Origin of the sequence: Flavihumibacter fluminis (assembly GCF_021491375.1) — a bacterium.
GTDB classification, from domain to species: domain Bacteria; phylum Bacteroidota; class Bacteroidia; order Chitinophagales; family Chitinophagaceae; genus Flavihumibacter; species Flavihumibacter fluminis.
The window spans coordinates 909,387-924,362 of the sequence record NZ_JAKEVY010000002.1 but is presented as its reverse complement, the minus strand read 5'-3'; the positions used below and the strand labels follow the sequence as shown (position 1 = coordinate 924,362).

General features: G+C 45.6%; 11 protein-coding genes. 5 read left to right on the top strand and 6 right to left on the bottom strand.

The annotated features are described in order from the left end of the window. Positions 1 to 37: 37 nt before the first annotated feature. Positions 38 to 1,213 carry an AIR synthase related protein gene (locus L0U88_RS10250; RefSeq protein ID WP_234865957.1) on the bottom strand — a complete coding sequence of 392 codons (1,176 nt, stop codon included), beginning with the start codon at positions 1,211 to 1,213 and terminating at the stop codon, positions 38 to 40. A 119-nt stretch (positions 1,214 to 1,332) separates the two neighbouring features. On the opposite strand from L0U88_RS10250, the gene L0U88_RS10245 reads away from it, so the two are divergent. Further along, the gene (locus L0U88_RS10245; protein WP_234865956.1) at positions 1,333 to 2,283 is read left to right on the top strand and encodes a bifunctional riboflavin kinase/FAD synthetase; all 951 of its coding nucleotides are present in this window, start codon (positions 1,333 to 1,335) and stop codon (positions 2,281 to 2,283) included. On the opposite strand, the gene holA is transcribed toward L0U88_RS10245, so the two are convergent. After that, a complete protein-coding gene (gene holA / locus L0U88_RS10240) occupies positions 2,284 to 3,282 on the bottom strand; it encodes a DNA polymerase III subunit delta (RefSeq protein WP_234865955.1) in 999 nt (332 codons plus the stop codon). 210 nt (positions 3,283 to 3,492) lie between these two features. On the opposite strand from holA, the gene L0U88_RS10235 reads away from it, so the two are divergent. Beyond that, a complete protein-coding gene (locus tag L0U88_RS10235; RefSeq protein ID WP_234865954.1) occupies positions 3,493 to 4,467 on the top strand; it encodes a DUF8428 domain-containing protein in 975 nt (324 codons plus the stop codon). 448 nt (positions 4,468 to 4,915) lie between these two features. On the opposite strand, the gene L0U88_RS10230 is transcribed toward L0U88_RS10235, so the two are convergent. Then, positions 4,916 to 5,431: a hypothetical protein gene (locus L0U88_RS10230; protein ID WP_234865953.1), complete on the bottom strand. Its 516-nt coding sequence runs from the start codon at positions 5,429 to 5,431 to the stop codon at positions 4,916 to 4,918. Positions 5,432 to 5,550: 119 nt separating this feature from the next. Next, positions 5,551 to 9,033, bottom strand: coding sequence for a DUF8818 domain-containing protein (locus tag L0U88_RS10225; RefSeq protein WP_234865952.1), 3,483 nt, complete (start codon positions 9,031 to 9,033; stop codon positions 5,551 to 5,553). Positions 9,034 to 9,124: 91 nt separating this feature from the next. Between L0U88_RS10225 and L0U88_RS10220 the strand changes: the two genes are divergently transcribed. Beyond that, positions 9,125 to 9,952 (top strand): hypothetical protein, encoded by an 828-nt coding sequence (locus tag L0U88_RS10220; RefSeq protein ID WP_234865951.1) that lies wholly within the window; start codon positions 9,125 to 9,127, stop codon positions 9,950 to 9,952. Here L0U88_RS10220 and L0U88_RS10215 read toward each other — a convergent pair whose 3' ends face one another. Next, complete coding sequence (locus tag L0U88_RS10215; protein ID WP_234865950.1) at positions 9,953 to 11,674, bottom strand: ABC-F family ATP-binding cassette domain-containing protein; 1,722 nt, start codon at positions 11,672 to 11,674, stop codon at positions 9,953 to 9,955. A 141-nt stretch (positions 11,675 to 11,815) separates the two neighbouring features. Between L0U88_RS10215 and L0U88_RS10210 the strand changes: the two genes are divergently transcribed. Both L0U88_RS10210 and L0U88_RS10205 read left to right on the top strand, forming a co-directional pair. Next, a complete protein-coding gene (locus tag L0U88_RS10210; RefSeq protein ID WP_234865949.1) occupies positions 11,816 to 12,553 on the top strand; it encodes a hypothetical protein in 738 nt (245 codons plus the stop codon). 97 nt (positions 12,554 to 12,650) lie between these two features. Next, positions 12,651 to 12,887, top strand: coding sequence for an HP1242/YdcH family protein (locus tag L0U88_RS10205; protein WP_234865948.1), 237 nt, complete (start codon positions 12,651 to 12,653; stop codon positions 12,885 to 12,887). An 81-nt stretch (positions 12,888 to 12,968) separates the two neighbouring features. Here L0U88_RS10205 and L0U88_RS10200 read toward each other — a convergent pair whose 3' ends face one another. Beyond that, a complete protein-coding gene (locus L0U88_RS10200; RefSeq protein ID WP_234865947.1) occupies positions 12,969 to 14,774 on the bottom strand; it encodes a beta/gamma crystallin family protein in 1,806 nt (601 codons plus the stop codon). Between the last annotated feature and the right edge of the window lie 202 nt (positions 14,775 to 14,976).

The following is a 14,976-nucleotide window of genomic DNA, read 5'->3' as shown; positions in this document are numbered from 1 at the left end:
CAGGCTGGGCCTACCGAAAACGGTTGCGTAACCGAAATTAATAGGTTACGATACTGCCATCCGGACTGTGCAGAACTAATTCTTTCTTTTCCGATGCTTCTACTCTGCCCACGATTTTGCCTTCCAGGCCAAGGGCTGCTCCTGCTGCCAGGAGTTGGTCCGCCGCTTTTTCACTGGTAAAAACTTCCAGACGATGCCCCATGTTAAATACCTGGTACATCTCCCGCCAATCGCTACCCGAAGCAGCTTTCAACAGGTCAAATACAACCGGTGGCGCAAACAGATTATCCTTGATGATTTTGAAGGGAGCCGGCAGGTATTTCATGCACTTGGTCTGTCCTCCTCCACTGCAATGCACCAATCCGTGTATATCGCTGAAATGCTCATCCAGCAAGACTTTCATGAGAGGTGCATAGGTGCGGGTCGGACTCAACAGCAGATGCCCGATATCGGTAGTCGGGAAGCCTGGTACCTCAATGGAATCCGTCAGCCGGTGTGGCCCGATATACACAACTTCATCGTTCAGGTTGGTATCAAAGGATTCCGGGAAATTGCGGGCATAGTCTTTATGCAGGGCATCATGCCGGGCGCTGGTCAGCCCATTGCTTCCAATACCACTGTTATAGGCTGTTTCATAGTTAGCCTGGCCGGCGCTTGAAAATCCTACAATCACATCCCCTGCCTGAATCAAATCATTGGTAACCAGCTTGTTTTTGGGCCAGCGTGCAGTCATGGTACCATTTACCGCGATGGATCTCACCACATCACCAACATCCGCGGTTTCCCCACCCAGGTAATGAATATTGACCCCATAGGTCTTCATCTGGTCAAAGAATTCCTGGGTTCCGGAGATGATGGCTTCCAGCACTTCCCCCGGAATCAAGCCTTTATTGCGATCAATGGTGGAGGAAAACAAGAGATTATCATGAATACCCACACAGAGCAGGTCGTCTATATTCATTACGATGGCATCCTGCGCAATGCCTTTCCACACTTCCAGGTTACCAGTCTGTTTCCAATACAGGTAAGCCAGGATACTTTTGGTACCGGCCCCATCTGCGTGCATCAGGTTCACCCAGTCGGCATCATTTCCTAAATAATCCGGATATATTTTACAAAATGCATGGGGATACAGACCCTGGTCCAGTTTTTCGGTTGCTTTGTGAACTTCTTCCTTCTGTGCAGATACTCCCCTTTTTGAATACAGACTCATGATTGGTTATTCGAACTGCGAAAGTAGTGAAATGTGAGACGTGAAACGTGAGAAGTCTCACGTCTGACGTCTCACATCTGACGTCTGACGTCTCACGTTTCACTATATTTGCGCCTCCTATGCAGGTACACCGCAACATAGAACAACTACCCTCCTTCCGAAATGCCATTCTCACCATTGGTACTTTTGATGGTGTGCATCTGGGACATGGTTCCATAATTGCGCAAATGAAAAGCCTCGCAAAGGAAGTAGCTGGCGAAACAGTTATCCTGACCTTTCACCCGCACCCAAGGCGCATTGTAGGTAAGGAACCACAGGCGGTTTTGTTGCTGAATACCCTGCCTGAAAAAATCAGGCTACTGGAAGAAGCAGGGATTGATCACCTGGTGGTTATTCCCTTTACGCCCGAATTTGCTATTCAGCCTCCCAGGGCTTACGTGGAAGATTTTCTGATCCGCTATTTCAAACCGCATACGGTCATTATAGGATACGATCATCGCTTTGGCCATAACCGCGAAGGCGATTTCAAATTGCTGGAAACCTATGCCCAAAACAAGGCATTCGGACTGGTTGAGATCCCCGGTAAACTGCTGGAAGCTTCTACTATCAGTTCCACCCGCATCCGCCAGGCCCTGCTCCAGGGCGATGTACACCTGGCATCCAACTTGCTGGGTTATGATTATTTCTTTGACGGAATGGTAGTTAAAGGTAACCAGTTGGGTCGAACCCTGGGTTACCCTACCGCCAACCTGCAGTTGACCGACAATGAAAAACTGATTCCGGCAAACGGGGTGTATGCAGTCACCGTGCGGTTATCCGGTCCTGTTAGTAACGGTGAAGCACAACTGAAAGGTATGATGAATATCGGGGTGCGCCCTACCGTGGATGGCTTAAGCCGCGTGATTGAGGTAAACATTTTTGACTTTGACGCCGATATATATGGTCAAACCATCCAGGTTACCCTCAAGCACTGGTTACGTGCTGAACAAAAATTCAGCGGACTGGAAGCATTGAAAGAGCAACTGGCCAGGGATAAAGCCACCAGCGTGGGGCTCCTGAACAGCCTGTAATTACTGCATGATCTTTACCAGCAATTCCTTCATCAACGCACTGTCTGAAGTGCCTCCATCATTAATACCAATCGAACGCAGGTTGTATTCATGTAAAAGCAGCAGGATCTTTTCGACCCCTTCATACCCGTAGCGCTGGGAACACTGAATATAGTCTTTCACGAAAAAAGGGGAAGTGCCAATAGTGGAGGCGATCAGCTTTTCGTCGTTGCTGCGCGCGCCAAAAATCATGAATACCTTACTGAAATAATTATACAGAGCCGGCAGGATCATCTGAATCGGTCCCGCTTTGGGATTGCTTTCAAAGTATTGAACAATCCGGATGGCCTTGGGCAGATCTTTACGCGCGATGGCATCCTGCAGTTCAAACACATTGAACTCCTTGCTCACACCGATGAACCGTTCAATATCATCTTCGGTGATGGTGGTTCGTCCGCCCAGGTTGATCAGTAATTTATCAATCTCGTTTTCGATCCGGCTGAGATCATTGCCGATATGATCCACTAATAATAAGCAGGCCTTTTGCTGAATCGAATAGCCCTTCGACTGAACCAGTTTTTCCGCCCAGGCAGGCAACTGGTTTTCATACATTTTCTTGGTTTGTACGAAAACTGTTTTTTCTTTCAGCAGTTTGGCAAGTTTACTTCTGCCGTCTATCTTTTTTTCTTTGTGCGCCACTACCAGGATCGTAGAGGCAAGTGGATTGGCAATATAGTTTTCCAGTTTATCCAGGTCTTTCATTTGCTGTGCTTCTTTTAAAAGCACTACCTGCTTTTCAGAAAACATAGGATACCGCATACAGGCATTGATCACATCCGCCCAGTTGGCTTCACGTCCGTAAAAAATGGAAAGATTGAAACTTGCTTCCGATTCGGTGAGTATCTGGTGCTCTGCAACCTGCACCACTTTGTCAATATAATAGTCTTCCTCTCCTTCCAGCCAGTAAACCGGCTGGTATTGTTTTTTCTTCCAGTTCTCCAGAATTTTTTCTACCGACATGCTTTTTTATTCAGGATTGCAATAATAATTGAAAGCTGGGAAAAAAATCGGAAATTCGCGCAGCGCCTGCATTCTACCCTTCCTGGAGACTACTCCGTTTACCCTCTTTTATTTTTTTGGCACGGTTTTCGAAATGCCTTCCATATCAAACACCAAAAACCTTGTTAACCCGGTTACAGAACCAATTTAAAAACTGAAAAACAATACATAATGAGCACATCAAACTATCCTTCAGCCACCCCTACACAAGAACCTAAAAAAGACTATAAAGGGTTGATCATTGCCCTCCTGGCAGCAGGTCTGTTGGGAACATGGGGTTATTTGTTATGGAATAATAACAAGAACGAACAAACCATTCAGCAGAAAGAAGCAACCATCGCTCAGGTAACAGATGAAAAAACTGAACTGCAGCGCAACTTTGATGCTTCTCTGGCACGTCTGGATTCCGTTACCGGTTACAACAATCAACTGGAAGGAAAACTGAACGACAGAAACAGCGAAATTTCTAAACTGAAAAAAGAAATCCGCAGCATTCTGAACAAGAGCAACGCAACTGCATCTGAACTGAAAAGAGCAAAAACCCTGATCGCAGAAATGAACGAGAAGGTTGCTAACCTGGAGCAGGAAGTTGCCCGTCTGACTGCTGAGAACACTCAGTTGAACACTGATCTCGGTACAGAAAGACAAAAAACAACTCAGTTGACCAGTGATCTCGCAACTACCACTTCTGCCAAGCAGGAACTGGAAAAAACAGTTGATATCGCTTCTACCCTGAATGCTTACAATATTGCGATCACTCCGATCAATGAAAAGAACAGCGGTAAAGAAAAAGTAACTTCTACTGCAAAGCGTGTTGACAAACTGGTTATTTCTTTCGATGTTGATAACCGTATCGCACCAGCAGGTACTGCTGAAGTATATGTAGTGGTTGTAGGTCCTGATGGCAAGCCTGTTTCTCAGGAGAGCCTGGGTTCCGGTTCATTCACTACACGTGAAGAAGGTGAAAAGCCGTTCACTGCTAAAGTTCCTGTAAAGATCGAAACTGGTAAGAAAACTCCAGTTGAGTTTGCCTGGAAATCTTCTAACGACTTCCAGCGTGGTAACTACAAAATTGAAATCTACCACAATGGTTTCAAGATTGGTGAAGGAACCCGCGAACTGAAGAAAGGTGGCCTGTTCGGTTAATCTTAGTAAGCAAGTAGCATCCTCATAAGTATAATGTGTGAAAGGCCGTCTCAAGTGAGACGGCCTTTTTTATGGAGGATGGAGAAAAGGAAGAAGGGGGAATGGAAGAAGGGACATAGGAGGCATGGATGTCTGCACGTCAAAACTTCGCGCATAAAAATGAGCCCCACTGGAAAAGTGGAAGAATAGTTCCAGAGTGCTTCACGGATGGTTCATTGGCGGTTCACTGGTGGTTGTAGAGTGCTCAAACAATGGTACAATAGTGGTCCTGAATGACTGGATGGATAGAGAAAAGTGCCCGAATGGACGGAGAAAATAGGCCGAACTGCACGGATTACAAAATAAAAAGCCTGGATTAAATTGAATTAAGAGTCGAATGTTTCAATAAAAAAACAAAAAAAGTGCCTCTGCAAGAGAGGCACTTTTAAATATACTTTCCGATTCAGGATTATCTGAAGGTATAACGGGCAGAGATACCGAAGTTATCGCCACGGAAATTGCGGTGCTTGTATCCTGGCGCATCGTAAGGATCAACAATTCCAAATGTCGGACGAACGTCCGCAGACAGGTTCAACGGAATTTTTTCGAACTTATAGTCAATACCGCCGGTTGGGAAAATACCCAAACCAAATCCTTTGTAATCATCATAATTCGAGAAGGAATTATAAGCGGTCAAACCACCACCCACAAACCAACGCAGGCCGGGTACCGGCTTAATTTCAAAATGGTGCTGGTAAGCTGCACTGAACGCAACGGTTACCCAATCAAAACTGCCATAGCTACGGCCACGGAAACCAAGGTTAAATTCCAGTGCGCCTGGCTTGGTTACATGTGTTTTATACGATGCGGATACCAGATCATCATATCCCCCAATTCTCAGACCTATAGCACTGTTGTAGTCGCTCTGCGCTTTTGCACTCATAAGTCCGGCTGCCATTGCAAAGGATAATAGTAGTTTCTTCATAAATGAGATTTTAGATGACGCAAATTACAATAAAGAAGGTATATGCAAGTATCGTACCCAGTCTTACAATTGCTTTAACAACTGCAAGTATTCATCCCAGTTATAACGCAAAATATTGCTTATAATATTGCACGAAGGGATGCCCTGCCGATATGAATCACCCTGTTTTCTCCGGGCTTACGACCCTCATACTGAATATTCATTTCCAGGTTTTTGCCCAATCTTTTCGTTAGGTCTATCGACCATAACAGGTTCTTTCCGGGCTGCAATCCATCCAGCATGATATAACTGACCGTAGTGTTGGTTGGAAAAGGAAACCGGATGGTGTTATAGGTAAACTTTCCTTGAAGAGATGCATTCTGGAGCAAATTGTATTTCACATCCGCATTCATGGCATGTGAACTCAGATTTTCTGATAAGCCCAGTTGATTTTCTTTATGCTGGTAGCGATACCCTCCTCCTACTCGGAAATTGGCTCCTTTCGTGAAACTTAATTTCGGCTCCAGTGAATATTGCTGCACCGAATAGTTCCGGTTATCAAATTTTTCATTACCAGTGGCTAATTGTGTTTGTCCTGTTTTACCTATCAACTCTAGCGTATATCGTTTTGCAAAATTCAGGCGGCTGCGGATATTCCATTCCTCCTGCGACCTGCTTTCCAGTCCATAGGTCAGCAATACTTTGGCGTTGTTTCGGATATTGCTGATATCAAATCCCCAACGAGAACTAAACCGGTTAAACGCCAGGCTGTTAATCCAGACGCTGGTTAAACTGATCAGGGTACTGTCTACTAGCTTATTATCAAATGGGTTGAACTGAATGGATCCATCTGCCAGTTGCTTTCGGTACAACTGCAAAGAAGATTGCAGGTTAAACCGGGTGAGCATTTTCTTGAACCCTTTCGAGGAGAGTGGATCCAACACTGCCCTGGGATTGATCGCCATACTATAATTAAAACTATTGTAGGCCGCTTTTACAAATTCATTGGTGGGCGTGAAGATGCGAATGTATTTGGCCTGGTCCTGGAATAACGCAATTTCAAATTCATTGAGCTGCTGCACCCCATCGTTGTTGTAATCAAACCATGCATATTCTCCCTGCCCGGCAGGTACTTCAAGGAAAGCAAAGTCGCGCTTCTGCTCCTGTCCCGCTCCCAACTCATACAACACATTTCCGGTTACCAATCCCTTCCACTCATTAATCTGATACTCCACCCTGCCCAACAAGGATTTATCTGACTCCGAATTGGTATTGGTCTTCTGGAAGACCTGCAGTGTACGATAGGTAGCATTCACCCGTAGCTGGTGTGCCGGACTCGACATCAGTTCTCCGGTTAACGTAAAGTTCTGGCTACGATCGGTTCTTACTAACTCACCTCCTATTGGTAATTGATCACTTCGGGTATAATAACTGAAACCCCATTTGTTGGCTTTCTGTTCATCGGATTTCAGATAGATCTTCAGGATATCAAAGGAAAAACTATAGGGCGTAACTGTATCTCTTTGTTTGTTCCGGGCTTCATTATGTTCCAGCTCATAACTCACTCCAACTGTGTAGTTGCGCAAGCCTGCCAGGGTTTTCGCGATATTCAAACTGGGTCTGAGAAAATATCCATCGTCGAGTAGGCTGGACGATTTTGTTATGTTTAACTGGTTATTGAAGGTCCATCCTTTCGTATTCTGCTGATGTATCAGGCTGTTCCTGCCTCCTTTAAAACCATCACTGCGCTGGTAACCGGTAAACTGGTACCGCAGGCGATTGTTCTTTTTATCATTAAGTTCCAATCCTGCTGCATACATGGTTTCATCAGCTGGCAATACCTGCAGTGGCAATCCCCAGTCGCGGGTAAACTCCACATTTCTTAAGCGTTCCAGTGGTCGGAAACTATGCTCCACCCATTCAAAAGATCCATCTCCCTGCAGGTTTAACGATGGATTCAGCCTTTCGATATGTTTGAATTGAAAGCGCGAAGCAAAGCCTTTATCATTTCCTTTTTGCCGCGTGGAAAATGTGTTGATATCGAAATTACTCATGCCGATATCTGCACTGATGGTGGTTTTGCCACTGACGAAATAATCTCCTCCAAACGTGAGCACCTGTTGTTTTTTGGGCGTGATCAGCAAAGTAGCTGCTTCAAAATTTCCCTGCGGCACACCGTTGATTGGTTCCACCCAACGATACACTTTTCCATTGGCAGCATTGAGATCGGGTATATAATTGCCTCTTCCCTGTCCCACCTCAATAAAGTTAAGGTTATACCGCGCACTGTCGGGGTTCGTTGAATATACATAGATTGAATCCTGTGCTCCATTCACCAGCACTTCGATTTTCTTATAAAGAATTTTACCCGGAGAGAAGGTATCAATGGAAGCAATTGGATAAAACGCTGACTGGATACTATCTCCCACTAACCCTAAAAAACGTTTTTGTTGTGGATCCAGGGTTTGGTTGATGGGAGAGTTTTTTGCATCGTTGTTGGAGAAAGCTGCCATCCGCAGGCGAAAGCGCTTACCGATGTCCGTTTCATTGGAAAGATAGAGGTTGGTGTTAAGGTAGTTCCGGTCGGCATATTCAAATTCCACCTGTATCCTGCGATCCTTGTTGATCATACGGCGAGGGGTAAACGTAATTTCTGCTGTATTGTAATTGATCACATAATCACGGTCTTCACCACGTTGCAATAATTCTCCATCGAGGAAAACTCTTTCCGTACCTGCCAGCACTACAAAATAGAGTTCATTATTAGCTCCTGTCAAACGATAAGGTCCCTGGTTGCCTTCCAATCCGTCGAAAATATTTCGCGTGAATTTTCCTTTGGCGATGGAGCCACTGAACATAGTTCTATTCACCACATTTTTGCCCAGGTTGCTGGTGTTTTCAAAAGCGCCGCCCTGGAGGCGTTTATAAAAGTTCAGGAAATAATTCCGGTTCTGGCGAATATCGATATCACCCAAACTAAGCTGCCATCCTTTCTTTTTGAATTGCAGAAAGATGCGGTCAAACTCATTTAACTGTTGTGTGGTGCCATCCGGCTGGATAGGAATATTGTTATCGGTGATGGCTGCAGCAATTTCAATGCTATCGCCCAGAAAGCCATTGATCTGAAGATTGAGGTTGGAAGTAACCACCGCATCCTGCGCATTACCGAAGGAGATCCCTCTTCCAAAGCTTCCGCTGTAATTGATGTTGCCGAAATTGAAAAACTCATCATCGCGCCGGTTGGATTCACCCATACTGCGGATGGTTTGCTGAGACACGTAGGAGTTCAGTATGCTGTCAAAATTCAGATCCTGTTTGACCTTGTTAAGCCGGGTGGAAAAATTACGCCACTGCACCAGTACCGAATCAAAGGGAGGCAGTTGTTTGAAGCTGATACTGCCATCCAGCCAGTCGATGGTATACAAACTGTCTGCGAGTCCGGGTATACGAACCGAACCAGGAATTATGGTGAGAGAATCGAGTGTGATTTTCCCTGCTTTTACAGGAATACGAGCCTGCCGGGCATTCGAAGTTTTGAGCTGCTTCAAAGCTGAAGGCTCCTGTGCCAGGAGTAACTGTCCCCACAATACGATCAACAACGATATCAGCAGTTGTTTTAGCAAAAGGCCCGTTTCCACTTAAAGCGATAAAATTAACTGATTATTGCCCAATATAGCCATGCAGCGCTCTTCCTGGCGCAATTGTCAAAGCTGCATGCGTTTAACCTATTCCAACACCCTGTTTAGCCTGGTTTTGTGCCTGCTGTTGGCCGCTTCCTGTACCACCCGAACAGTTTTTAGAAGTCCGTATACCAATCAGCAAAATACTTACCATGTTATGCCGACCCTTTCGGTTGAGAAGAAAACAGCTCATTATCTCACAGCTTCTGCAACATTAGGCGGCTCCAACGACTGGCTGGCTGATGCGATTTATATTTTTCAGGGCAAGTATCATGTAGCCGGACAATTGGGAAAGAATCTCCAGGGATATGCGGGACTGCATGGCAGTGTGGGTAGTTATGACATTTCCGGTGGCGCCTATGACAACAACGTCAAATATGATCCGGTAACCGGGGAGCCTATTTACTTTCAAGGACCAACAGGTAATAAGTTTACTGCTTCCGTGGGCTCAACAGCCGGATTGGCAGTAGTGATTCCCCTTGGAACCCGCGTGGAATGGAGGGTTTTTGGCCTCGAGTCCAGCTTTGGCAGAGAGTTTGGCGATTATTACAAAACGCGACTGGCACTACCTGATTCGGTAGTAGAAATTTCAGATCGCCGAAATACGCATTTGACGCTGGGTGGATTTACCGAGTGGATATTCAAGCCCCGGAATCGGGATGTGCGACTCGGTTATCAGTTGGCGATAGGGTCATCCTTACATCGCTTACGCAACTATGAACAATTCACCTATAACAACTTCACGCCTTTTTATATCAACAACACCTTCCATTTTACGGTACGCCGTACAACAGGATTTGTGCGTTTATCAGCTGGAAATTTTTATGGAGCTGTGCAATCAGGAGTCAGCTTCCGGCTTTAATTAAGCCGGAACAGCTTCACCATACATTTCTGCTTTCAGCTTTTTAACCCGGTCATCTTCCAGGTATTCATCAAAGCTCATCAGGCGGTCAATGATACCATTGGGTGTGAGTTCGATGATACGGTTGGCCACTGTTTGCATGAAGGTATGGTCATGTGATGTCAGTAAAACAATACCAGGGAAGTTCTGACAACCTTCGTTGAAGCTCTGAATACTTTCCAGGTCGAGGTGGTTGGTGGGCTGATCCAGCATGATCAGGTTGGGATTTTGCAACATCATCCGACTCACCATACAACGCACTTTTTCACCACCACTCAGTACATTCGTTTTCTTCATGATATCATCTCCGCTGAACAGCATTTTGCCCAGGAAACCGCGCAGGAAAGGCTCATCCGCATCAGTAACATGAGCTGGCACAAATTGACGCAGCCATTCCAGCAGGCTCAATCCTTCTGTAAAGAATTCATTGTTTTCAACCGGCAGGTAAGCACTGGTGATGGTAGTACCCCATTCGAAGCTGCCCTTGTCTGCCTTGCGTTTATTATTGATGATCTCGTAAAAAGCAGTTGCTGCCAGGGGATCCTTACTCAGGATCGCGATCTTATCATTCTTATTTACACTGAAGCTCACATTGTTAAACAGCGGACGGCCATCAACAGAGGCACTCAGTTTTTCTACATTCAGGATCTGGTTTCCAACCTCGCGCAGGGGCTGGAAGATAATACCCGGGTAACGACGGTTAGAAGGCTCAATTTCTTCAATGGTGAGTTTCTCGAGGGCCTTTTTCCGGCTGGTAGCCTGCTTGGATTTGGAGGCATTCGCACTGAATCGGGCGATGAATTCCATGAGAGCAGCACGCTTCTCTTCTACCTTCTTGTTCTTGTCGTTGATCTGGCGACTCATCAATTGAGAGCTCTCATACCAGAAGGTATAGTTACCGGTGAAGATCTTGATCTTCTGGCGATCCACATCAGCTACATGGGTACAGATGGCATCCAGGAAGTGACGGTCGTGCGATACTACCAGTACAATATTTTCATAATCCGCCAGGAAATTCTCCAGCCAGCTGATGGTTTCAATATCCAGTCCGTTCGTCGGTTCGTCAAGCAGCAGGATGTCCGGGTTTCCAAAGAGGGCCTGTGCCAATAATACCCGTACTTTGAGGTTACCGGGGATATCTTTCAACAGGCTCTGGTGGAAAGATTCAGGTACACCCAGTTCCCCGAGCATGCTGCCAGCATCACTTTCGGCAGTATATCCGCCCATTTCTCCAAATTCGCCTTCCAGTTCACCGGCACGCATACCATCTTCTTCACTGAAATCAGCTTTGGCGTAGATGGCATCCCGCTCTTGCATCACTTCCCACATTTTCTGGTGCCCCATCAATACGGTATTCAGCACAGTGATATTGTCGTAGGCAAAATGGTTCTGCTTCAGAACGGCCAACCGCTCACCCGGACTGATACTCACAGATCCCTTGGTGGGTTCGATTTCCCCGGAGAGGATTTTTAGGAAGGTGGATTTACCGGCACCATTGGCACCGATTACCCCATAACAGTTCCCCTTGGTGAAATTGAGGTTTACCTCATCAAATAGAACCCTTTTACCGAATGATAATGTGACGTTGTTAACTGAAATCATGATAAAATCTCCTTCTTTGGAGGCGCAAAGGTACGGAAGATGGAGGAAAGGAAGAAAGGAAGAAGAAGAAGGGAGCCCCATTCACCTCATTCACCATATTCACCTCATTTACCTCATTTTTTGCTGCTCCATGCCCCGCCATCGGGCGAAGAATACAGCCGATTGGTCGAAAATCAAGGATGTTCTAAGTGGAATCTTTAGATATTGCCGTTGAAATCAGTTATGAACCCGAACCAGCTAATATTTTCAGGAGCTATTCTCATGGGACTGGCTGCCATCCTCCGGCTGGTGCTGGGATTCCGTAAAAATGGGCTCTGCTGTCGTTTCCTGGGGCTGTATTTTTTGCTTTTCACCTTGTTCTCGATCAATAACCTGCTGATAGAAACAGGTGGTATCCAATCCTGGCCGATTTTCTGGGGCAGCATATTACCGCTGTACTTTGTGCCCGCCCCACTGATTTACCTCTACGTGCGATCGGTAAGTACGGGCAAAGTTTTCACCCCAAAATCCGATTGGATTCATTTCATTCCGGCTATTTTTTCTATTCTTTATCTCCTGCCCTTCTACCTGGCAGCTAAGGCAGAAAAACTAACCATTATGGAAACCTTCCTGGCTGGTGCTGAGCCCTCCTACTACCAGCCGGCACTTATCCTGTTTGGATTGTTTTACCTCCTGCTTATACTTGCCAGGCTGGCTGCCTTCAAACTCGATGTTGAAAAATCACAAACGGAGGACAACAAAAGTATGTTCCGCTGGCTTGTATTCTTTGCTGCACTCTATACCATGTTCTGGTTTGGTAACAGTATCTATTTTATCAGCAATTCCTTTCCGGATCAACAGATATTCGTACGTCTTAAGAATATCGGTACATCCATCACACTGATTGTTTCAGTATTCGCCTTTCTGCTGAACACGCGCCCCCAACTACTCCAAAAACTGAATCGCAAACAGATCGTATAAGCCTGGCAGTGAACCTGACAAAACTCACCCCTTCGACCTACTAAAGTCAGTTGCCATTCCTGTTTTTAGGCTGATCTTAGCCTCCTAAACAGTAGTTATGGACAAACATTTTTTTCTGAACGAGTTTCCCGAATTGAAGGATAAAATCCAGGAATTGAAAGCCAGTGATGCCCACTTCAAAAAGCTCTACGAAGACTATAATGAAACCAATCACCAGGTAGAAAGAATAGAAAATGGAATTGAACCCGCCGACGATCATTTCCTTAATGAATTGAGGATGAAGCGGGTGAAGTTGAAAGATGAGCTATATGAAATGGTGAAAAGTGAAAGGTGAGATGTGAGACGTCAGACGTGAAACTACACCCTAAAACACCCAATAAAAAGGCCGCTTCCTGATTTGGAAGCGGCCTGGTTTTTATTGTTGCGTAGAATCTGTTGCAGTTCTGACACCAGCAGGCTGAAAGCCCTGGATACGTCGCACAATGAGTGATTTCACCCTACCACGAAGCGCTGTACCCAAACAGGTATTATCGCCTCTTATGATGGCCCTTGCACCCTGGAACCCTGCATACGGATACAACTCTACTTCAAAACCCTGCGGTACCCGTAAGGAAGCTATTCCAAAATTATTGCTTACCCCTGCCGATCTCAAATCTTTATAACGGCCTTCCCTAAGCGAAGTGCTGCTGCCTCCAAAATAACAGCTGGAAAAAAGAGATACTTCCTGGCTCCAGCCGGAACCACTACCTCCTCCTCCATATCCATTGTATTTAACCGCCATTGAACGGATTCTGTTTCTATGTGTGCTGGGCAAACAGGTATTGTTCGAGTTGATGACAAATCGGCTTCCACTGTAATTTTCTCCGGTAAACAGCTCCACTTCATAGCCCTGCGGAACTCTCAAAGAGGCAGGGTTCACAGATATGCCTCCGTAATTGCTGAGCGAAGGAAAATATCCCGGACGCACAGCCAAACTCCTTCCCTGGTAATAACAATCACCATATAAAATAACATCTTCAAAATTCCCGCCGCCCCCTAAGTTGGGCTCATAAGTTATAATTACAGATCGTACACGTCCCCTGAATGAAGTGCCCAGGCACCTGTTGTTTTCAGTTAATTTGCCGGAAGAAATTCCCTGGAAATTAGGCTGCTGAAAAAGCTGTACCACATAACCTGCACCAACCCTGATGGAAGCCGGATTTATACCAAAACTCTGGTTGATATTCGAATAACGACCAACTGGAAAGACCCTGGATCTGCCCCGAAAATCGCAATCATTAAACAAGGTAGCTCCTTTCCCATTCCAGTTACCGCCGGATTCATTGGAAATCACACGAACTGACTGTGCTCTGAACTGGATAAGTGTTGGTAAACAGGACTGATTGGAAGTATACCGGGCCAGCAAATTTCCACTTAATCCCTGACCACTATACAATTCGATGGTCATTCCGGGCGGCACCTGAATTGCTCCTAATGGTTGCCGGTTTAGCAATGCATCAAGGCTATTGTATTCTCCTGCTCTCACTGTTACAGGTCGTCCCCAATAATTACATCCAACATACAATTGTACTACTTCCTCTGAGTTAGCGGGAGGTGGTGGAGGTAGCCAACTTCCATTCTCCCTGTAGTACACCCTGGCAGAGGAAGCCCGGTTGTTCCAGTAAGATGGCAGGCAGGTATTATCGTTTGTGATCGGGCCAGAACTATTTCCCCGAAAATTTGCTTCGGTAAATAATTCCAATACCATGCCTTCCGGAATTCTAAAAGAAGAGACAGCGTTATCACCAATAATACCGGAGAGCCTGGAATAATCTCCGGGAGGTAAAAACGCATTGATTCCTGAAAACTGGCAAGCTGTAAATAATGCCACACCTCCGGCCGGGTTGGTCTGCTCCCATGGATTCTGATTGCTGTAGGTTACCCGTATGGAGCTGATGCGGTTATTTATAGCAGCACTTAAACAGGCATAGTTCGCATTTAATACAATGGGCGTTCCAATCAGGTTAATGTTATCATACAACTCAACCCTGAATCCACGGGAAATTTTGATGGAACTGATGGTGTTATCGCCAAGGCGAAACTGGAAAGGATTCAGGTAATTACCCGGACCTAATTGTTCATAACGTCCTCTGTAATTACAATCGGAATAAATAATGACTTGTGAGAACAGGAACAACGGAGCCAGGAGCAGAAGGCTGATCTGCAGCAATCTTTTAATCATACAACTTAGTTTAAGTTGCTGCTAAAAAAATCCTTAACGTCAATTTTCTTCTGGGCCGGGATTACTATTGTTGCAGATCAGGTGTAAGCAATGACCCGAATATTGTTGGTTCAATTAAAAAATCGGGTAACTAATAATGTAATCATAAGATACGAATACTGCCGGAATTTACTAACTGCTCCAATAAAAAAAGCCGCTCCCT

Excerpts from the sequence above, each read along its gene's own strand:
- L0U88_RS10250 (WP_234865957.1), bottom strand. The coding sequence starts at position 1,213 with ATGAGTCTGTATTCAAAAAGGGGAGTATCTGCACAGAAGGAAGAAGTT.
- L0U88_RS10245 (WP_234865956.1), top strand. The coding sequence starts at position 1,333 with ATGCAGGTACACCGCAACATAGAACAACTACCCTCCTTCCGAAATGCC.
- holA (WP_234865955.1), bottom strand. The coding sequence starts at position 3,282 with ATGTCGGTAGAAAAAATTCTGGAGAACTGGAAGAAAAAACAATACCAG.
- L0U88_RS10235 (WP_234865954.1), top strand. The coding sequence starts at position 3,493 with ATGAGCACATCAAACTATCCTTCAGCCACCCCTACACAAGAACCTAAA.
- L0U88_RS10230 (WP_234865953.1), bottom strand. The coding sequence starts at position 5,431 with ATGAAGAAACTACTATTATCCTTTGCAATGGCAGCCGGACTTATGAGT.
- L0U88_RS10220 (WP_234865951.1), top strand. The coding sequence starts at position 9,125 with ATGCGTTTAACCTATTCCAACACCCTGTTTAGCCTGGTTTTGTGCCTG.
- L0U88_RS10215 (WP_234865950.1), bottom strand. The coding sequence starts at position 11,674 with ATGGGGCTCCCTTCTTCTTCTTCCTTTCTTCCTTTCCTCCATCTTCCG.
- L0U88_RS10210 (WP_234865949.1), top strand. The coding sequence starts at position 11,816 with ATGAACCCGAACCAGCTAATATTTTCAGGAGCTATTCTCATGGGACTG.
- L0U88_RS10205 (WP_234865948.1), top strand. The coding sequence starts at position 12,651 with ATGGACAAACATTTTTTTCTGAACGAGTTTCCCGAATTGAAGGATAAA.
- L0U88_RS10200 (WP_234865947.1), bottom strand. The coding sequence starts at position 14,774 with ATGATTAAAAGATTGCTGCAGATCAGCCTTCTGCTCCTGGCTCCGTTG.